The 16,255-nt window shown below is 60.5% G+C and carries 17 protein-coding genes and 1 tRNA gene; 8 read left to right on the top strand and 10 right to left on the bottom strand.

What is annotated here, in order from left to right:
* Positions 1-99: 99 nt before the first annotated feature.
* Complete coding sequence (locus JJ917_07365) at positions 100-1,251, top strand: hypothetical protein (protein MBO6698630.1); 1,152 nt, start codon at positions 100-102, stop codon at positions 1,249-1,251.
* 78 nt (positions 1,252-1,329) lie between these two features.
* A tRNA-Gln gene (locus JJ917_07360) sits at positions 1,330-1,403 on the top strand.
* Between the two features lie 22 nt (positions 1,404-1,425).
* On the opposite strand, the gene JJ917_07355 is transcribed toward JJ917_07360, so the two are convergent.
* The 4 genes from JJ917_07355 to JJ917_07340 form a co-directional block, all read right to left on the bottom strand.
* Positions 1,426-2,877 carry a 50S ribosome-binding GTPase gene (locus JJ917_07355; GenBank protein ID MBO6698629.1) on the bottom strand — a complete coding sequence of 484 codons (1,452 nt, stop codon included), beginning with the start codon at positions 2,875-2,877 and terminating at the stop codon, positions 1,426-1,428.
* On the bottom strand, positions 2,877-3,827 hold the full coding sequence (gene cysD, locus JJ917_07350) for a sulfate adenylyltransferase subunit CysD (GenBank protein MBO6698628.1): 951 nt from the start codon (positions 3,825-3,827) through the stop codon (positions 2,877-2,879). Before cysD ends, JJ917_07355 begins: the two co-directional genes overlap by 1 nt.
* The gene (locus JJ917_07345; GenBank protein MBO6698627.1) at positions 3,820-4,575 is read right to left on the bottom strand and encodes a phosphoadenylyl-sulfate reductase; all 756 of its coding nucleotides are present in this window, start codon (positions 4,573-4,575) and stop codon (positions 3,820-3,822) included. The genes cysD and JJ917_07345 overlap by 8 nt, the downstream gene beginning before the upstream one ends.
* 189 nt (positions 4,576-4,764) lie before the next feature.
* Positions 4,765-5,214, bottom strand: a complete 450-nt coding sequence (locus JJ917_07340; GenBank protein MBO6698626.1) for an Lrp/AsnC family transcriptional regulator — start codon at positions 5,212-5,214, stop codon at positions 4,765-4,767.
* 162 nt (positions 5,215-5,376) lie between these two features.
* On the opposite strand from JJ917_07340, the gene cobA reads away from it, so the two are divergent.
* The 6 genes from cobA to JJ917_07310 all read left to right on the top strand — a co-directional run bounded on the left by cobA (position 5,377) and on the right by JJ917_07310 (position 10,387).
* Positions 5,377-6,780: a uroporphyrinogen-III C-methyltransferase gene (cobA, locus tag JJ917_07335; protein ID MBO6698625.1), complete on the top strand. Its 1,404-nt coding sequence runs from the start codon at positions 5,377-5,379 to the stop codon at positions 6,778-6,780.
* Entirely contained in the window at positions 6,780-7,085 is a 306-nt protein-coding gene (locus JJ917_07330; protein MBO6698624.1) for a DUF2849 domain-containing protein, read from the top strand. Before cobA ends, JJ917_07330 begins: the two co-directional genes overlap by 1 nt.
* 11 nt (positions 7,086-7,096) lie before the next feature.
* Positions 7,097-8,749 (top strand): nitrite/sulfite reductase, encoded by a 1,653-nt coding sequence (locus JJ917_07325; GenBank protein ID MBO6698623.1) that lies wholly within the window; start codon positions 7,097-7,099, stop codon positions 8,747-8,749.
* A 23-nt stretch (positions 8,750-8,772) separates the two neighbouring features.
* Entirely contained in the window at positions 8,773-9,210 is a 438-nt protein-coding gene (locus tag JJ917_07320) for a DUF934 domain-containing protein (GenBank protein MBO6698622.1), read from the top strand.
* The gene (locus tag JJ917_07315; GenBank protein MBO6698621.1) at positions 9,210-9,971 is read left to right on the top strand and encodes a ferredoxin--NADP reductase; all 762 of its coding nucleotides are present in this window, start codon (positions 9,210-9,212) and stop codon (positions 9,969-9,971) included. The genes JJ917_07320 and JJ917_07315 overlap by 1 nt, the downstream gene beginning before the upstream one ends.
* A gap of 131 nt (positions 9,972-10,102) precedes the next feature.
* Positions 10,103-10,387, top strand: a complete 285-nt coding sequence (locus JJ917_07310; protein MBO6698620.1) for a hypothetical protein — start codon at positions 10,103-10,105, stop codon at positions 10,385-10,387.
* A gap of 26 nt (positions 10,388-10,413) precedes the next feature.
* Here the strand turns inward: JJ917_07310 and JJ917_07305 are convergent, their stop codons facing one another.
* Genes JJ917_07305 through JJ917_07280 form a run of 6 tightly spaced genes read right to left on the bottom strand, consistent with a single transcriptional unit; the run spans position 10,414 to position 16,227 of the window.
* Entirely contained in the window at positions 10,414-11,424 is a 1,011-nt protein-coding gene (locus tag JJ917_07305) for a DNA topoisomerase IB (GenBank protein ID MBO6698619.1), read from the bottom strand.
* Between the two features lie 8 nt (positions 11,425-11,432).
* A complete protein-coding gene (locus tag JJ917_07300) occupies positions 11,433-13,064 on the bottom strand; it encodes an acetolactate synthase large subunit (protein MBO6698618.1) in 1,632 nt (543 codons plus the stop codon).
* Positions 13,064-14,407, bottom strand: coding sequence for an NADP-specific glutamate dehydrogenase (gene gdhA / locus JJ917_07295; protein ID MBO6698617.1), 1,344 nt, complete (start codon positions 14,405-14,407; stop codon positions 13,064-13,066). The genes JJ917_07300 and gdhA overlap by 1 nt, the downstream gene beginning before the upstream one ends.
* A 53-nt stretch (positions 14,408-14,460) precedes the next feature.
* A complete protein-coding gene (locus JJ917_07290; protein ID MBO6698616.1) occupies positions 14,461-14,724 on the bottom strand; it encodes a Rho termination factor in 264 nt (87 codons plus the stop codon).
* Positions 14,725-14,776: 52 nt separating this feature from the next.
* Entirely contained in the window at positions 14,777-15,781 is a 1,005-nt protein-coding gene (locus JJ917_07285) for a YihY/virulence factor BrkB family protein (GenBank protein ID MBO6698615.1), read from the bottom strand.
* A 59-nt stretch (positions 15,782-15,840) separates the two neighbouring features.
* Positions 15,841-16,227, bottom strand: a complete 387-nt coding sequence (locus JJ917_07280; GenBank protein MBO6698614.1) for a response regulator — start codon at positions 16,225-16,227, stop codon at positions 15,841-15,843.
* Between the last annotated feature and the right edge of the window lie 28 nt (positions 16,228-16,255).

The following is a 16,255-nucleotide window of genomic DNA, read 5'->3' as shown; positions in this document are numbered from 1 at the left end:
GCTGTGAAGCCTTGAGTAAGGAAAAGCGGCGATAGTGCCCGCCGTGTTAATCCACGCGTGGACGCATCCCATGGGGTAGGGATGCCGATGGAGTGAGGGATGGTGGTGCGAACCTTAGGCAACAGGCAGCGCTTTGCTCTGCCGATGATACTGGCCTTAAGTTTGGTGATGGTGCCGGTTGCGGCAATGGCGAACGAAGCCGACGCAGACGGCGGCGAAGAATCGGCCAACCAACAGGACCCGCAAGCGCTCTATGAACTCGGCATGCAGGCCGAGTGGAGCGGCGATTATGAGCGTGCGCGCCAATTGCATGCCGAGGCTGCAGAAGGCGGCATTGCCCGCGCGCATTACCAGCTTGGCTTTTTGCTGCTCGACGGCCTGGGCGGCGAACGCGACGTCGATGCGGCCCGCTTCCATCTGCGCGCCGCCGCCGATGATGGCATCACGCTGGCGCTGGTGCCGTACATGTATTCCTATGATGATCAGGATGATCCGCTGCTCAATCCCGACGCGGTGATCGCTGCCCATGCGCTATTGGAGCTTGCCCTGCGTGACCTCGGCATGGCCGGAGACACGATCGCGTTCTGGAGCCCGCCCATGCGCCGCCAGGTGCAGGTGTTTTTGCAGGAAGCCGGTTACTATCGCGGCGCGATCGACGGTCTGATCGGTCAAGGTTCGCTGAATGCGTTACGCCGTTTCTCCCGCCAGCGGGCACCTTTGCCGGAGTTACCGGCCCAAGGGTTTGCGCGCATGACAATGACCGAGAACGGCGTCACCGTGGATGATCGCCGCCCGTTCGCCTGGTCGGATGTGGACGATCTGGTCGACGCCCGCTCGGCCTTTTCCGGTGCATTGGTGGAAGAAACCCAGGAAGGCCATTGGCGCATTGGTGTTGATGACGCCTCGATGATCGACTGGCCGCAGACCGACGACGAAACCCTGTTCTTCCAACTTCCGGGCAAGCCGCAAAACACCGATTTGCGTTTCGGTATGCAGGCCGATGCTGTGCATGAAGACGATCTCGGCCAATGCGCGCTGCGTTCGAGCGAAGATACCCCAATGCCGCGCTATATTCGCCGCTGCGAAACGCGCGTCACCGGAGTTCATTTGGTCTTTCAGGCCGACAATGGCCCATTCGATGATCTGGAAACGGCGCTTACCGGCCCGGCGGTGCCCTATGGTGAGCGATTGGTCGCGATCGAACTCTCGCCACCGCCAACGCTGCGCCTTGCCGAAAGTCAGAGCGAGTAGGCAAGCCGATAAGCAAGGCGCATGAAAAGCGCCTTGAACTTGCCCGGTGGGGGTGCTATCCGCCCGGCTCCTGTGCTTTGGGGAATAGGTTAACGGTAGACCCACGGACTCTGACTCCGTTAGTCCTGGTTCGAATCCAGGTTCCCCAGCCAGTTTTTTCGACACTTCGGCCCTTTACACCCTCTCGACCAGCTCGACCAGCTCGACCTCGTGCAACCGGTCAGCCAAGAGCTCGTGGCCCATGACAAGGCTGGCCAGGTCACGCGGCAGATTGAGCGTCACGCGATCGTTCTCCGGGATTGATTGCTGCTTGGACGCTGGCGCCAGATCGGTCACCATACCACCGGCGACGGTGTTCAACGTATCCGGGTCGATTAGGACAAACGATCCGGTCGCCCTGTTGTCGGCGTAGCGATCAAAAAACGTGTCTTCCTCAAAGCTAAGCTGCACAGTGGCAATCGCGTTTTGACGCAATGGCCCAGCCTGGTTCCACGTCAGATCGTGCAAGTTGAGCTCCTTCTGCGGTAGGAGCCGCGCGCGTTGACGGCGACTGCCGGATTTCAGCCAATAGCGTTTGGCCGGATCAAGGCTCTGCGCGGTAAGCACCACCAATTTCGCCGACACCGATCGCAAGCCAGACGGCGCGGCTTGGCCCCCGGCGATCATGTCGCCGCGCGCAATATCAATCTGACGATCAAGCACCAGTGTCACCGCATCACCGGTTCGCGCCACCGCTTTGTCGCCGTCAAATGTCACGATGCGGGATATTGTGGCCGGTAGTCCTTGCGGCGCGACGGTCACCGGGTCGCCGACGGCGATGATGCCGCCAGTGACCGTGCCTTGATAGCCACGAAAGCTTTCATCGGGCCGGCTGACGCGCTGCACCGACAGCCGAAAATCACCGGCCTCATCATTGCGAGTCTCGGCGGTTTCCAGTGCATCGAGCAGCGTTGGACCGCTGTACCAGGGCATGCGCGCGGTGCCGGGAATCGTAACATTCTCGCCTTGCGGCGCAGATGTCGGGATCACCGTGATCGTGTTCAGAGGCAGATCGGCAACAAACGCGCGAAACGCCTCGTCAATCGCCTGGAAAGCGGCGCGGTCATAGTCCACCAAGTCCATTTTGTTGACCACCAGAACAACCTGTCGGATGCCCATCAGCGAGACGATCATGGTGTGGCGGCGTGTCTGTTCCTGCAGGCCGGCGCGGGCGTCCACCAGAATGATGGCAAGGTCTGCCGTCGAGGCGCCGGTGGCCATATTGCCCGTGTACTGCTCATGGCCCGGCGTGTCGGCCACGATGTAGGATCGGTTGGCGGTGGAGAAATAGCTATAGGCGACATCGATGGTGATGCCCTGCTCACGCTCTGCCTGAAGGCCGTCGAGCAGCAGCGAAAAATCCGGCAGGTTCAGCCCGTCATTGTCGTTGGAACTCGCCTGCGTACCTTTTCTGTAAAGCCCGGCCACATGGTCGGACATCACCATCTTGGTGTCCCAGAGCAAGCGGCCAATGAGCGTGGATTTGCCATCATCGACATTGCCGCAAGTGATGAAGCGCAGCGGCCGCGCCTTGGCTGAGCTCACCGAAGAGGCGGCGTGCGGCGCCTGTTGGACAGCAGCGGTCATCAGAAATAGCCCTCGCGTTTTTTCTTTTCCATGGATGCGGCCTGATCCTTGTCGATCGCCCGGCCATTGCGCTCCGACACCGTGGCGCTTTGGACCTCTTCGATGATGGCATCGAGCGTGGTGGCGTCGGACCGGATGGCGGCGGTCAGGGGAAAACAGCCGAGAGTGCGAAACCGTACATTCAGCGTCTGAACCTGTTCACCCGGCAGCAGCTCCAGCCGTTCATCCTCAGCCAGCATCAGCATGCCGTCACGCTGCACCACAGGGCGCGGCTTGGCGAAATAGAGCGGCACAATTGGGATAGCTTCGGCTTGGATGTAGCGCCAGATGTCGAGTTCCGTCCAATTGGACAGCGGAAACACGCGGATGCTTTCGCCTTGGCGGATCATGCCATTGTAGATCGACCAAAGCTCTGGGCGCTGGCTGCGCGGATCCCAGGTGTGGTTGGGCGTGCGGAAGGAATAGACCCGCTCTTTGGCGCGCGAGGCTTCCTCATCACGCCGAGCGCCGCCGAAGGCTGCATCAAACTTGCCAGCATCCAGCGCAATGCGCAGCGCCTCGGTCTTCATGATGTCGGTGTAGCGCGAGGAGCCGTAGGTGAAGGGTGTGATGTTCTCAGCGGTGCCACGTGGGTTGGTGTAAACCATCAGGTCCAGATTGTGCTCCTGCGCAACCTGATCGCGGAAGGCGAGCATCTGGGTGAACTTCCAGCCGGTATCGATGTGGAGCAGCGGGAAGGGCACCTTGCCCGGATAGAAAGCTTTGCGCGCGAGGTGCAGCAAGACGGAGGAATCCTTGCCCACTGAATAGAGCATCACGGGCCGTTCGAACTCGGCGGCAACTTCGCGAAAGATATGGATCGCCTCATTTTCCAGCGCCTCTAGCGTGGGGTCGAGGCGTCTTTCGGCTGGCCGGGGCGAGGGGTCAGGCCGGGAGGATGGGTCAGGCATTGGCAGTGTCCAACTGTGAGGGGGATTGATGGGCCGAATTGGGCTTTTCCAGGTGCAGGCCACACTCCTGGCGACTGTCCTTCTCCCACCACCAGCGGCCAGCGCGCTCCGGCTCGCCGGGTTTGATCGCCCGTGTGCAGGGCTCGCAGCCAATGGACGGATAGCCGCGCGCGTGCAGCGGGTTGGTGGGAATGGCGTGCGCGGCGATTAGCGCGTTGAGACGCTCGCTCGTGACATCAGCCAGTGGATTGAGCTTGATAAGACCGCGCGCATCGTCCCACGCGGCAAACGGGATGGCACTGCGACTATCCGACTGATCTCGCCTCAGGCCAGTGATCCAAGCATCGGCCCCAGCCAGCGCCTGGCCAAGCGGCACCACCTTGCGGACATGGCAGCAGGCCTTGCGCGCTTCGATGCTGTCATAGAACCCGTTGAGGCCGTAGCGTTCGACATAGGCTTTGACGTCGGATGGCTTGGGCTCGAACCGTTTGATGCTCAGGCGGTAGCGCTGTTCCGTTGTAGCCAGAAGCTCCAGGGTCTCTGGAAACAGCCGCCCAGTCTGCAGTGTCACGACTTCGACGCCTCGCCCAGCGTCGGCGATGAGCGAAGTGATCAGTTGGTCTTCCAACCCCAGGCTTGTCGTGAACACCGGCCGATCAAAACGCACGGCGATCATGGCGATGCGCGCCGAAAGTGGTGCCTTGGCAAGCGCCACGTTCAATTCATTGGCTAAGTGGGGGAGCGACATCGACGGGTCCTTTTGATGGTCCCGAAACGATGCGTGAGGGCGGCGTCAGAGGAAAGAAACAGGCTTGCGATGTAAGCCGTTGCAGGGAAACGCTTGTCGGTGTAGGTAGATTTTCACGCCACATTTTGAAGAATCGTGAAACCAGATTGCTTAGCCAGTTGCTCAAACGGTATGAAACGCAATATCACTCTATACCTGCATCTGGGTGGTCGACTTCAGCGTTTCCATTGAGAGGCTTGAGGTCACTGCGAAAAGCCGCACGCGCGCGACCAGCCTCTTATAAAAAGCGTCGAACGCGCGCGTATCCGGGACCCGCACTTTCAAAAGGTAGTCGATCTCACCGGCAAGCCGATGGGCCTCCTGAATTTCCGGCATATCCTGGACGGCGTCGCTGAAGCGCTCCAGCCACCCTTCTTCGTGCTGATCAGTCTTCACCGCGATGAAGAACACTTCCGTCTGCCCCACCTTTTCCGGGTCGAGCAGCGCCACCTCCTTGGCGATCACCCCGGCGTCTTTCAGCTTCTTGATCCGCGCCCATACCGGCGACTTAGATGACCCCACAGTATCCGCGATTTTTTCCACCGAAAGCGAGGCGTCGTTCTGCACAACCCGCAAAATCCTGCGATCAAGTTCATCCATTGAAAGAATTTCCTGTATCTTTGCGCAAGCGTCGAACAGATTCCATTGATACGATTATTGTCGACGAAAAACGTCTTATTTTCTCCCGCATATTGGCAATAACGCGGGAAAAAGTCCATTCTGACGACTGGATTTGTTACCGACCACGCCAGGACGACCCGCATGCGCGCGTTCCCGATTTTTCTTCAGGCTGAGGGCCGCACTATCATCGTCTTTGGCGGGGGTGCCGAAGCGGCCGCCAAGCTGCGCTTGGTCGTCAAGACCGAGGCGCATGTCCTCGTGGTGGCGCCGGAGCTCGTCACCGGCGAGATCGATTTGGGCGATGCTGAATGGGTGCAGACTGACCCGCTGGACTTTGCTTTCCCCGACAACACCGCGCTTGCCTATGCCGCGACGGGCGACGAAGCGTTGGACGCGCAGATTGCGGACCATGCCCGCGCCAACCATGTTCTCGTCTGCGCCGCTGACCAGCCGGACGTTTCCGATTTCATCACGCCCGCCATTGTCGACCGCGATCCTGTCGTGATCGCCATCGGCACCGAGGGTACGGCGCCGGTGCTGGCCCGCATGATCAAAGCGCAGATTGAAGCAGCACTGCCCCAGGGCCTGGGCGCCCTAGCCAAGCTCGCCAATGGCTTTCGCGACCGAGTCGCTGACGCCATCGCGCCGGGCAGCGGTCGCCGGCAGTTCTGGCGCACTTTCTTCAAGGGTGCGCTGCAGGGTCGCCTGGATGTTGAAACTGCAAGCAAGCGCGCTGAGGCGCTTCTCTCCGGGCAAAACGATGTGCAGACCCGTGAGGGGTTCGTCAGCTTCGTCGGAGCCGGACCAGGCGGTCAGGATCTGATGACCTTGCGCGCCCGGAAACTGCTCGATGAAGCTGACGTTGTCCTTTTCGACGCGTTGGTCGCCCCGGAGATCTTAGAACTTGCCCGCCGCGAAGCGCTGATGGTCAATGTAGGCAAGCGTTGCGGCAAGCATTCTCTGAAACAGCATGAGATTTGCGATCTCATCACACAACACGCCGGCGAGGGCCACCATGTGGTCCGCCTGAAAGGTGGCGATCCGGCGATCTTTGGCCGTCTTGCCGAAGAATTGGATGCCGTGAGCCGCGCCGGGCTTGCCTTCGAGGTCGTGCCCGGCGTTACCGCCGCCGCCGCCGCCAGCGCATCTGCCGCCGCACCGCTCACTGAGCGCGGTCATGCCCAGGAATTGCGGGTGATCACCGCGCACGGCGCTGATGGTGATGCCGACGTCGATTGGGCATCGCTTGCCCGCAGCGACAGCGCGATCGCCGTCTATATGGGCAAGCGCGCAGCTGCCGATGTGCAGCGCCAGCTTATCCTCAACGGCCGCGCTCCATCGACGCCGGTTGTGTTGGTGGAAAATGCCGGGCGCAGTGACGAACGCATCCATTCAACGAGCCTCGGAGCGCTCGCGAACACCGCCAAAACCACCGGCAAAGGTGCGCCGCTGATGATGTTGATCGGTGTCGTCTCTCGCCGAGCCGCCGCGCAGCGAACTTACTTGCAAGACCAGCCCACCAGTTCAGACCGAAAGGCCGCATGATGGCATCGCCCAAAACCAAGGACGCCCCCCGCATCCTCACCGCCAACGCGCTGCTGTCCGGCCGCACCGTCTATTGGAATGGAACAGCCTGGTGCCGCTCGGCCGACGAGGCACTTCGCGCGACCACGTCGCAAGAGATCGCTGAGCTGGAAGCGCGCGGCGCAGCCGAAGAGATGGTCAACATGGTGGTCGGTGCTTACCTCGTGCCGGTTTCCGAAGGCGGCACCATCGAACCCTTGGAACTGCGTGAACGCCGCCGCATCAGCGGCCCAAGCATTGGCTTGCCCGGCGCGGCTACGGCCTGAGGACTTCTATAATGTACACTTATGATGCCCATGATCAGGCGCTTGTTGACGCGCGTGCGCACGAATTTCGTGACCAGGTGGCGCGCCGCCTAGCTGGCCAGCTAACCGAGGACGAATTTAAGCCGCTGCGCCTGCAAAACGGCCTCTATCTGCAGCTGCACGCCTATATGCTGCGGGTCGCGATCCCCTATGGCGTTTTGTCGTCCGACCAGTTGCGCATGCTCGGGCATCTGGCCGACCGCTACGACCGCGGTTATGGCCATTTCACGACGCGTCATAACATCCAATACAACTGGACGAAGCTGGAAGATGTCGCCGACATGCTCGACCTTCTGGCCTCGGTCCAGATGCATGCCGTTCAGACCTCTGGCAATTGCATCCGTAATGTCACCACCGATGCCTATGCCGGTGTCGCCGCAGATGAGTATGTCGACCCCCGCCCGGTCTCGGAATTGCTGCGCCAATGGTCGACGCTGCATCCCGAGTTCGCGTTTTTGCCGCGCAAGTTCAAAATCGCCGTAACCGGCGCTGCCGAAGACCGCGCGGCGATGAAATTCCACGATATCGGTATCGCCGTGAAAGCAGGTGAGGGCGGCGACCCGCTGTTTGATATCTGGGTCGGCGGAGGGCAGGGCCGCACGCCGCGCGTTGCGGTGCTGTTTGAAGAGAATGTGTCGCTCGACGATCTGCTCCCAACGCTCGACGCGATGCTGCGAGTCTACAATCTGCACGGCCGCCGCGACAACAAGTACAAAGCCCGCATCAAGATCCTGGTCGCCGAGATGGGACTGGACGCCTACCGCGCCGAGGTTATCGCCGACATGGCAGCCCGTGACCGCGCCACCTTCGCTGATGCGCCGGCTGAATATGCGCGCATCGCCGCGCAGTTTGCTGAGGCGAGGCAACCGGCGCTCACGCCTGTCTTGGTGACCCGAGACGATCCAGGTTTTTCCGCGTGGCTCGATGAAAACGTCATGGCCCATCGGGTTGATGGCTACGCCGCCGTCACGATCTCGCTGAAAGCTGAAGGTGCCATTCCTGGCGATGCCACTGGCGAGCAGATGAAAGCGATCGCTGATTTGGCCGAGCGCCATTCCGCCTCAGAAATCCGCGTCACCCATCGCCAGAACCTGGTGCTGCCATGGGTGCCACAATCGGAGCTGCGCGCCGTCTACGAGGCTCTGGTGAAACTCGGCCTCGCCGAAGCGAATATTGGTCTGGCAAGCGACATCATCTCCTGTCCGGGCCTTGATTATTGTGCACTGGCGACCGCGCGCTCGATCCCAGTTGCACAACGTCTGTCGCAGGAGTTGCGGGCCCGTGAGAAGCGCGAAGATTTGCGCGGTATCACGGTGAACATTTCCGGCTGCATTAACGCTTGTGGTCACCATCACGCTGCCACCATCGGCATTTTGGGGCTGAACCGCGCCGAGCAGGAGAACTACCAGATCACGCTCGCCGGCCGCGCTGATGAGGGCGCGCAGGTCGGCACGATCCTTGGGCCAGGCTTCGATGCCGAAGCCCTGCCGGGCGCGATCCATCGCATTCTCGATACGTTCCAGGCCTTGCGTCAGAACGGCGAAAGTCTGGCCGATGTCTATGCCCGCGTTGGCAAAGACCCTTTCAAAGCCGCTGCCTACGAGCAGCTCGACCGCGCCGCTTAAAGCTTCAGAGATTGGATGGCCCCATGTGGATTTTCCACGCCAACGGAACCTTGGCGCAGATCGCCGATGCCCCCGCCGCGATCACGCTCGACCCGGAGGTCGCCGACAATGACGCGGTGCCCGCTGGCACGAACCAGCCGATAGCCATTAGCTTCAAAAGCTTCGCCGATGGGCGAGGGTTTTCGCTGGCGCGGCGCCTACGCGAAGCTCATGGTCCGTCCGTAACTCTCATCGCCACAGGCCATGTTTTGCCAGATCAGGCCCGACACGCCTTTCAGAGCGGATTCGATCAGATTTTGATCTCGGACAAGGAAATGGAGCGGTTTGGACGCCAAGCATGGGATGCTGCATTGCAAAATGCAGTCGGAACACTCTATCTCGGCGAAGCGTCCGGTGGTGGCATCTGGGCGCGACGTCACGCAGAAGCACCAAACGGCACGACACAGGCAGGCGCACGCTAATGCATCACGAAAAAGTCCTGGAAACGCACCACTACACCGACCGGCTGTTCTCGTTCAAAACAACGCGTCCGGCGTCCTTCCGCTTTCGCTCCGGCGAGTTCGCGATGCTGGGCCTCGAAGTCGACGGCAAGCCGCTGCTGCGCGCTTACTCCGTTGCCAGCCCAAGCTGGGACGACACGCTGGAGTTTTTCTCCATCAAGGTGCCCGGTGGCCCTCTGACTTCGCGTCTGCAGAACGTCAAAGAGGGTGATGAGATCATCCTCAACAAAAAGCCAACCGGCACGCTGGTGCTCGATGCTCTACGCCCGGGCAAAAATCTCTACCTGGTCTCCACCGGCACGGGCATCGCGCCTTTTGCCAGCCTGATCCGCGACCCGGAGACCTATGAGAAATTTGATCGCGTGATCCTCACCCATTCCTGCCGCACGGTGGCCGAGTTGGCCTATGGCTTCGATCTCATGAAGGCCATCGAAGAGGATGAGATGCTCAGCGAGATCGTCGATGGCAAGCTGACCCATTTCACCTCGGTGACCCGCGAAGACCACACGCATGTGGGTCGCATCACCAAGCTGATCGACGATGGCACACTGTTCGACACCGTTGGCGAGAAGCCTTGGGACCCGGAGACGGATCGCGTCATGATTTGCGGTTCCACCGCCATGACCAACGACGTGCGCGGTGCCAGTGAGCGCCATGGCTTGGCCGAGGGCTCCAACGCCCGCCCCGGTGACTATGTCATCGAAAAGGCCTTCGTCGGCTAAATCGCCTTTCTGAATTTTATTCGCCTACGCTGGGAACCATCTCAGTCGCTCTTCGTTTGCTGTTCGATAGACAATGGTTCGGGTGCCTCTTCTTCAATTGGGGCCTCGAACACAGCATAAGGAGAGATGATATGAGCAATGGTAAATTAATCGGTGCTGTTTTGGGCGTTGCAGCGCTTGCAGTTGTTGCCTACGGCGCGTTCTATTTTGTCGACGTTGAACAGACCCAGGAAGCGCGCATGCCGACCGTGGATGTTGAAGTCGAAGGTGGCCAGGCCCCTGAATTCGACGTTGAAACCGGCAGCGTTGACATCGGAACAAACACCCAGACGGTTGAAGTCCCTGATATCGAGGTGACAACCTCTGAGACGGAAGTGACGCTTCCGACCCTGGAAGTCGAGCCGGCACAGAACTAAGACTTCCCCGCTGACAAAATAAGCCGCTAGCCTTTGGGCTGGCGGCTTTTTTCAGGTTTGAGCAAGGCCAGCAGAGCGGCGTCCGCACGTGAGACAAAGGGTGCGGCTCGCGAAACCTGCCAGGTCGATCGCCGATCGGCTGCCAGTTCGGAGTCAAACAAGGCCGGATGGATGTAGCTGTTGCGCGCCACGGTCGGCGTGTTGCCAAGGCGGTCGGCGGCAGCTTGGCTCATCGCCTTGATGGTGGCGCCGCCGTTCTGTTGCTCGATATTGAGAGCCGCGGCGCTCGCATGCCAAAGCCGAAAACTCTTCGCCGTGAACGGATTAAGCCGCAGGCTTGCATCATCTGGATCGAGTGCGTGATCAGCGAGCCATTGACTGACATGACGCGGGCGCACCTTACGCCGGCCCTGGGGTGTGGAAACGGCAAACACATCCTCGTGGCCACGTGCGTTGCGTGCCTTCAAATGGTTGAGCAAATCAGGCTGGCGCAGGCGGACGAAACGCTCTTTTCCGCCCTTGGCGGTGAAGTGCAGGCTTGCGTGGGTCTCTGCCAGATCGACATGCTTGCCCTGCAGGCTGACCGCGCCGACCGTGCCATTGGCCTGTCGATTAGCACGTGATCCGACGCGCAGCGCCCCTTCATCGATGGCGAGGATACAGGCCGCCACCGAGCGTTCAAAGGCGTCGGTTTCAGGATTGCGTAAGGCGGCCACCGCGCTACGGCGGACGACTGGAAGTATGGCGCCAAAGGCCCAAAGCCCGTCGAACTTGTCGGTTTCGCGTTTTTCGCGGAACCAGGCCGCGTAAATCATCTGCTCTTTGCCTGACCCATCGACCGCCATTGCCTGAACCTTGCAGCGGCCGGAGACAGCGAAGAAAACCGGATTCCAGGCTGGCGGCACGGCAAGCGCATCAAGGCGCGCGACCAGTTTCTGTTCGGCCACCACGTCGCCGCGCTCGCTCCAGACATAGAGCACGGTCTTGTTTTTGATCTGCCGACGGATTGGAAAGCGCGTTGGATCGACGACAAGCATGGCGATGATCAGGCGTTGGGGCTGACGCTCGCCGAATAATCGATCGGCAGTGTGATCAGTTGTGGCGTGATGTCTCGTCGCGTGCGGGCAAGGGCTGATTGCAGGTCGGCCAGGGTTTCCACCCCGCGATGGCCCCAGCCGAAAGCCTTCGCCAGCGACGGCCAATCGGGCGACCCGAAGGACAAATCCGTGTGCTCGCCGCGGTCTGCATCCTGCTTCTTTTCGATCAACCCATAGCCGCCATCGACCCAAACCAGCACTGTCATGGCGACACCGAGCCGCGCTGCCGTTTCCATCTCCTGCACATTCATCAGAAAATCGCCATCGCCGCAGATCGCCAAGGTGCGGCCACCGCTCCGAAGCTCTGCCGCCGCGATGGCGCCGGGCAATGCCAGGCCCATGCCGGCAAGCCCGTTGGGGATGATCACCTGTCCGGGCGATTTGGCGGCCAACAACCGGGCGATGAACATTTTGTGCGTGCCGACGCCGGAAAGCACGACATCATCGGGCCGCAGATCGTCTTCAATCGCGCGCAAAACATGGGCTGGCAGGAGCGGTGCGGTCTCACCACCTTCGATCGTGGATCCGCGATCATCGCGCATCGCCTCGCGTGCGCGGACCATTGGTTTGGAAAGCGCCCATTTTTTGCCGTCCAACGCTTCGCTGAGCGCCTCCAATGTCTCGCCAAGCCTTCCTCGCAGAACGCCCTGGTTGGGCCAGCCGGCATCAGGATCGGGCGTTTGTTCGGCGATCGCCAGAACGGTGCGCTCCTTTTCGCCCGATAGCGTCTTGGGGCCGATTTCAACTGGATCGAGGCCCAGCGCGAGAACACAATCGCTGGCCGCCAGGGCCTGATCGACATGATCCTCAAAAGGCTGGCCCATGCTGAAGAGCATCAGCTCATCGCGCGGCTCCAGCAGTCCCTTGCCCATGAAGCTTGTGGCGAGCGGCAGATGATGCGCTTTGCAAAATGCTGCGACATCGCGCGCTGCACCGGCGCGAATTACCTCGGCACCTGCAACAACCAGCGGGATTTCCGCCGCGCGCAACGTCTTGGCCAGTTGCTGAACCGCGTCGTCGGTGGCTGGATCAACCTGGATGGATTTCAGCGCGATTGGGCTACCGTCGACAGGTTGTGCCGCAACATCCTCCGGCAGGCTGATGTGGACAGCGCCCGGCTTGGCAGAGTGCGCGATATGCACAGCATCCGCCACGGTTTGAGGGATATCGCTGCCCGCCGCGACAGTGCGGGTGAATAGCGTGACGGGTGCCATCAGTGCATCAAGATCGACCACCTGATGACTTTCGGAAAGGTTCAGGCGGTCGCGACTTGCTTGCCCGGTGATCGCCACCAGCGGGACATGGTCGAGCGTTGCATCGGCGAGCCCTGTGACCAGGTTGGTGGCGCCCGGGCCAAGCGTCGCTAGACAGCCGGCGGCACGTCCGGTCAACCGGCCATAGACCGACGCCATAAAGGCCGCGCCTTGCTCGTGGCGGGTTAGCACGAAGCGGATCGATGAGGCGTCAAGCGCCATCATCAGATCGGTGTTTTCTTCGCCGGGTATGCCGTAGATCACCTCGATGCCAGCGGCTTCCAGGCATTCGACAAGCAGGTCCGCGCCGTTTTGCTCGCCGGTCATCAGACGACACCATAGGCGGTGAGGGCACGGGCGACGCGGCGATAGCCGGCAACATTAGCGCCACGGCGATAGTTGATTTTGCCGTCCGAGCGTCCCTCATCGGCGATGGTGTCATGGATGCGCCGCATGATCATTTTCAGATCCTCATCGACCTCTTCGGCTGTGGAAAAGCGGCGATGAGCATCCTGGCTCATCTCAAGGCCGGAAATCGCAACGCCACCGGCATTGGCCGCTTTGCCCGGCGCATAAAGGACATCGGCGGCATCAACTTTGGCGGCGGCACCGGCCGTAAGCGGCATGTTTGCGCCTTCAGCGATGACCTTGGCGCCGGCATCAAGCGCAGCCTCAGCACCTTGCGCATCCATTTCGTTTTGGGTTGCGCAGGGCAGCACAATATCCGCCTCTTCGCCCCAGGGCAGGGCGCCTTCTTTGAATGTGAGGCCGAGAGGCTTCGGTGGATCGGAAACATCGCCCCCGGCAGCCTTCTGCGCGCGCACCCAATCAACAGCCTCCTGCGACAGGCCGTTTTCGGCGAGCAGCGTACCGGAGGTATCCGACAGGGTGATCACCTTGGCGCCGACCTCAATGGCTTTTTGCGCGGCATGGGTCGCCACATTGCCTTTGCCGGAGATCGCAACGCGCTTGCCGTCAATACTGTCGTCATGGGCGTGGAGCATGGTCTGCACGAAATAGATCAGGCCAAATCCGGTTGCCTGCACGCGCATCGCGCTGCCGCCAAAGGACTGGCCTTTACCGGTGAGCGCGCCGTGGAACTGACCGAAATGACGTTTGTAGGCGCCGAACAGATAGCCGATTTCGCGCGTGCCGACATTGATGTCGCCAGCCGGAACATCCCGGTCCGGACCGATATGGTGTGCCAACTCGGCCATGAAGGCTTGGCAAAACCGCATGATTTCGCGCTCGCTTCGCCCGCGCGGGTCGAGATCGGCGCCACCTTTCCCGCCACCAAGCGGCAGGCCGGTGAGCGCGTTTTTGAAAACCTGCTCAAAGCCGAGAAATTTCAGGATCGACGGACTAACGGTTGGGTGAAAGCGGATGCCGCCCTTGTAAGGACCGATGGCATTGCTGGTTTGCACGCGCCAGCCACGATTGATCTGCACCTCGCCTTCATCATCCTCCCAGACGACCCGGAAGGCGATGATCCTGTCCGGTTCGCTTAGCCGCTCCAAGACGCGAGCCTTGGCGAAATCGCTATGGGCTTTCTCGACCGTCAGGACATCGCCAGCGACCTCTTCGACCGCTTGCAAAAAGGCGTTTTGACCTTCATTGCGCGCGGTCACGCGTTCCATGAAGTCGTCAACAAGGGCTTGGCGCGCTGTCATCAGCCGCTCCTTTGGACTGTCTTGGGTAGATAGAATTCAGGGGCGTGGGCGCTCTAGTAGTCGCGCAAGGCGTCGATCAGTTCATCTTTGGACATGTCCCAACGACCCTCAATGTCGAGTTCCGTCGCACGTTCCACCAGTTCGTCCGTCGTCCACTGCTCATAGGGTGGCGCCTTGCCTCCCTTTTTCGATGGTGACTGATTGTCGCTGGCCTGCGCATTGGCGATGCGGGCCGCCTTCTCCTTGGATGCACCATCTTTGCGCAGCGCTTCATAGGTTTCATCATCTTTGATCGATGGTCCGTGATCTTTGGTCATGGGATGTCCTGTCAAAATGAAAAGTGGGAACGATGGTTCGATCGGCGTTCGGTTAGCCAAACGACTCGCCAAGTTCGTCGGCTTTGGTCGCCCCGCGCTCACCCATGGGCCGCGGCTCGCCGATGGTCGAATCGATGCGCGTTTGCGCCTCGATCTCGGCGTTGACTGCGGCACCGAGCAACACGACAAAGGCCGAGATCCAGAGCCAGAGCAGAAGGATGACCACGCCGGTCAGTGAGCCAAAACTTTGGTTGAAGTTGCCGAAATTGGCGACGAAGACGGCAAAGCCGATTGAGCTAACAAGCCAAACCAATGCGCCCGCCACCGATCCTATGGACAGCCATTGCCAGCGCGCTTGGCGGCGCGAGGGCCCGAAGCGGAAGAGCACGGCGAGCGCGATCAGAACGAACAGGATGAGCAGCGACCAGCCGGCGATCGAAACGCCTATTTCAACCAGGCTGTCCAATTGCAACAAGGAGAGTGTGACCGGCAGCAAAGCCGCCATGACGAAGCCGATCAACACGCCGACGATCAAAAGAACGGTGAGCCCGATCTTGAGCGCTGTCAGGTGCAAGAAACCGCGCTTCTCACGCTCATCATACACAATGTTCAGGCCGCCTATCATGCTGCCAACGCCCTTGGTCGCCGACCAAATGGCGAAACCCAAACCAAAAATCGCGAGCAGCCCCAAATCGTCTGAACTCGCGTTGGCGACCGATTGCGCTTGATCGGTGAGGATCGTGCGCGCGTCTTCGGGCATCAGTTGCACAACGTCGGCCAACTGGTCGGCGATGCGTTCAGGATCAAGGAACATGATGCCGCCCAACGCCACCAGCGCGGTGATGCCGGGTAAGAGGGCCAGCAGCACAAAAAAGGCTATGCCCGCGGCGATCAACGTCAGGTTTTCATCCCCGATCTTCGTCCATACCCGATAGCCAACGTCCTGCCATCCGCGAAGGGGAATGCCGGTCGGCATACGCGCATCGCGGCCGCGCGCCGGAGCATGCGGATCAGAGTTCGGATGATCGCCTGGGGCTTCAGCCGACACGGGCATCATGGGCACCTAAGGTTGTTACGATGAGCCCTTAACGCGCAAGTGGTTGCCTGGTTCCAGCATCATGTTTCACGAAGTTGAAACAACAGCGCGTTGATGGCTGCCATCAAGTCCTCTGGCTGGAAGGGCTTGACCACAATGGGCGTTTCTTTCAGCGCCTGCTGCAGGCTTAACTTCTCGGCAAAGCCGCTCACGAACAAAAAAGGGATGCCAAGCTCCTGCATGCGCAAGGCCAGATTTTCGGTGGTATCCGACCCCAGCGTGAAGTCGAGAACCGCCAAATCGATCGTTTCTGTCAAATGATGATCGGCGTCTTCAAGGGTCGTCGCCAGCCGAACCTTTTCGATCCCGTGCGCGAGCAGGATATCCTCGATATCCATTGCGATCATGGGGTTGTCTTCGACCAACAAAGCCGTGATTGATCGTGTCGTCTCGCCCTGGTGTTCCAATGCACATCCTCTTTCGAACCACAGGCCC

It is taken from the genome of Hyphomicrobiales bacterium (genome assembly GCA_017642935.1).
Taxonomy (GTDB): domain Bacteria; phylum Pseudomonadota; class Alphaproteobacteria; order Rhizobiales; family MH13; genus MH13.
The sequence above is the reverse complement of the archived record's forward strand: the minus strand, read 5'-3'. Positions and strand labels throughout refer to the sequence as shown.

Excerpts from the sequence above, each read along its gene's own strand:
- JJ917_07365 (MBO6698630.1), top strand. The coding sequence starts at position 100 with ATGGTGGTGCGAACCTTAGGCAACAGGCAGCGCTTTGCTCTGCCGATG.
- JJ917_07355 (MBO6698629.1), bottom strand. The coding sequence starts at position 2,877 with ATGACCGCTGCTGTCCAACAGGCGCCGCACGCCGCCTCTTCGGTGAGC.
- cysD (MBO6698628.1), bottom strand. The coding sequence starts at position 3,827 with ATGCCTGACCCATCCTCCCGGCCTGACCCCTCGCCCCGGCCAGCCGAA.
- JJ917_07345 (MBO6698627.1), bottom strand. The coding sequence starts at position 4,575 with ATGTCGCTCCCCCACTTAGCCAATGAATTGAACGTGGCGCTTGCCAAG.
- JJ917_07340 (MBO6698626.1), bottom strand. The coding sequence starts at position 5,214 with ATGGATGAACTTGATCGCAGGATTTTGCGGGTTGTGCAGAACGACGCC.
- cobA (MBO6698625.1), top strand. The coding sequence starts at position 5,377 with ATGCGCGCGTTCCCGATTTTTCTTCAGGCTGAGGGCCGCACTATCATC.
- JJ917_07330 (MBO6698624.1), top strand. The coding sequence starts at position 6,780 with ATGGCATCGCCCAAAACCAAGGACGCCCCCCGCATCCTCACCGCCAAC.
- JJ917_07325 (MBO6698623.1), top strand. The coding sequence starts at position 7,097 with ATGTACACTTATGATGCCCATGATCAGGCGCTTGTTGACGCGCGTGCG.
- JJ917_07320 (MBO6698622.1), top strand. The coding sequence starts at position 8,773 with ATGTGGATTTTCCACGCCAACGGAACCTTGGCGCAGATCGCCGATGCC.
- JJ917_07315 (MBO6698621.1), top strand. The coding sequence starts at position 9,210 with ATGCATCACGAAAAAGTCCTGGAAACGCACCACTACACCGACCGGCTG.
- JJ917_07310 (MBO6698620.1), top strand. The coding sequence starts at position 10,103 with ATGAGCAATGGTAAATTAATCGGTGCTGTTTTGGGCGTTGCAGCGCTT.
- JJ917_07305 (MBO6698619.1), bottom strand. The coding sequence starts at position 11,424 with ATGCTTGTCGTCGATCCAACGCGCTTTCCAATCCGTCGGCAGATCAAA.
- JJ917_07300 (MBO6698618.1), bottom strand. The coding sequence starts at position 13,064 with ATGACCGGCGAGCAAAACGGCGCGGACCTGCTTGTCGAATGCCTGGAA.
- gdhA (MBO6698617.1), bottom strand. The coding sequence starts at position 14,407 with ATGACAGCGCGCCAAGCCCTTGTTGACGACTTCATGGAACGCGTGACC.
- JJ917_07290 (MBO6698616.1), bottom strand. The coding sequence starts at position 14,724 with ATGACCAAAGATCACGGACCATCGATCAAAGATGATGAAACCTATGAA.
- JJ917_07285 (MBO6698615.1), bottom strand. The coding sequence starts at position 15,781 with ATGATGCCCGTGTCGGCTGAAGCCCCAGGCGATCATCCGAACTCTGAT.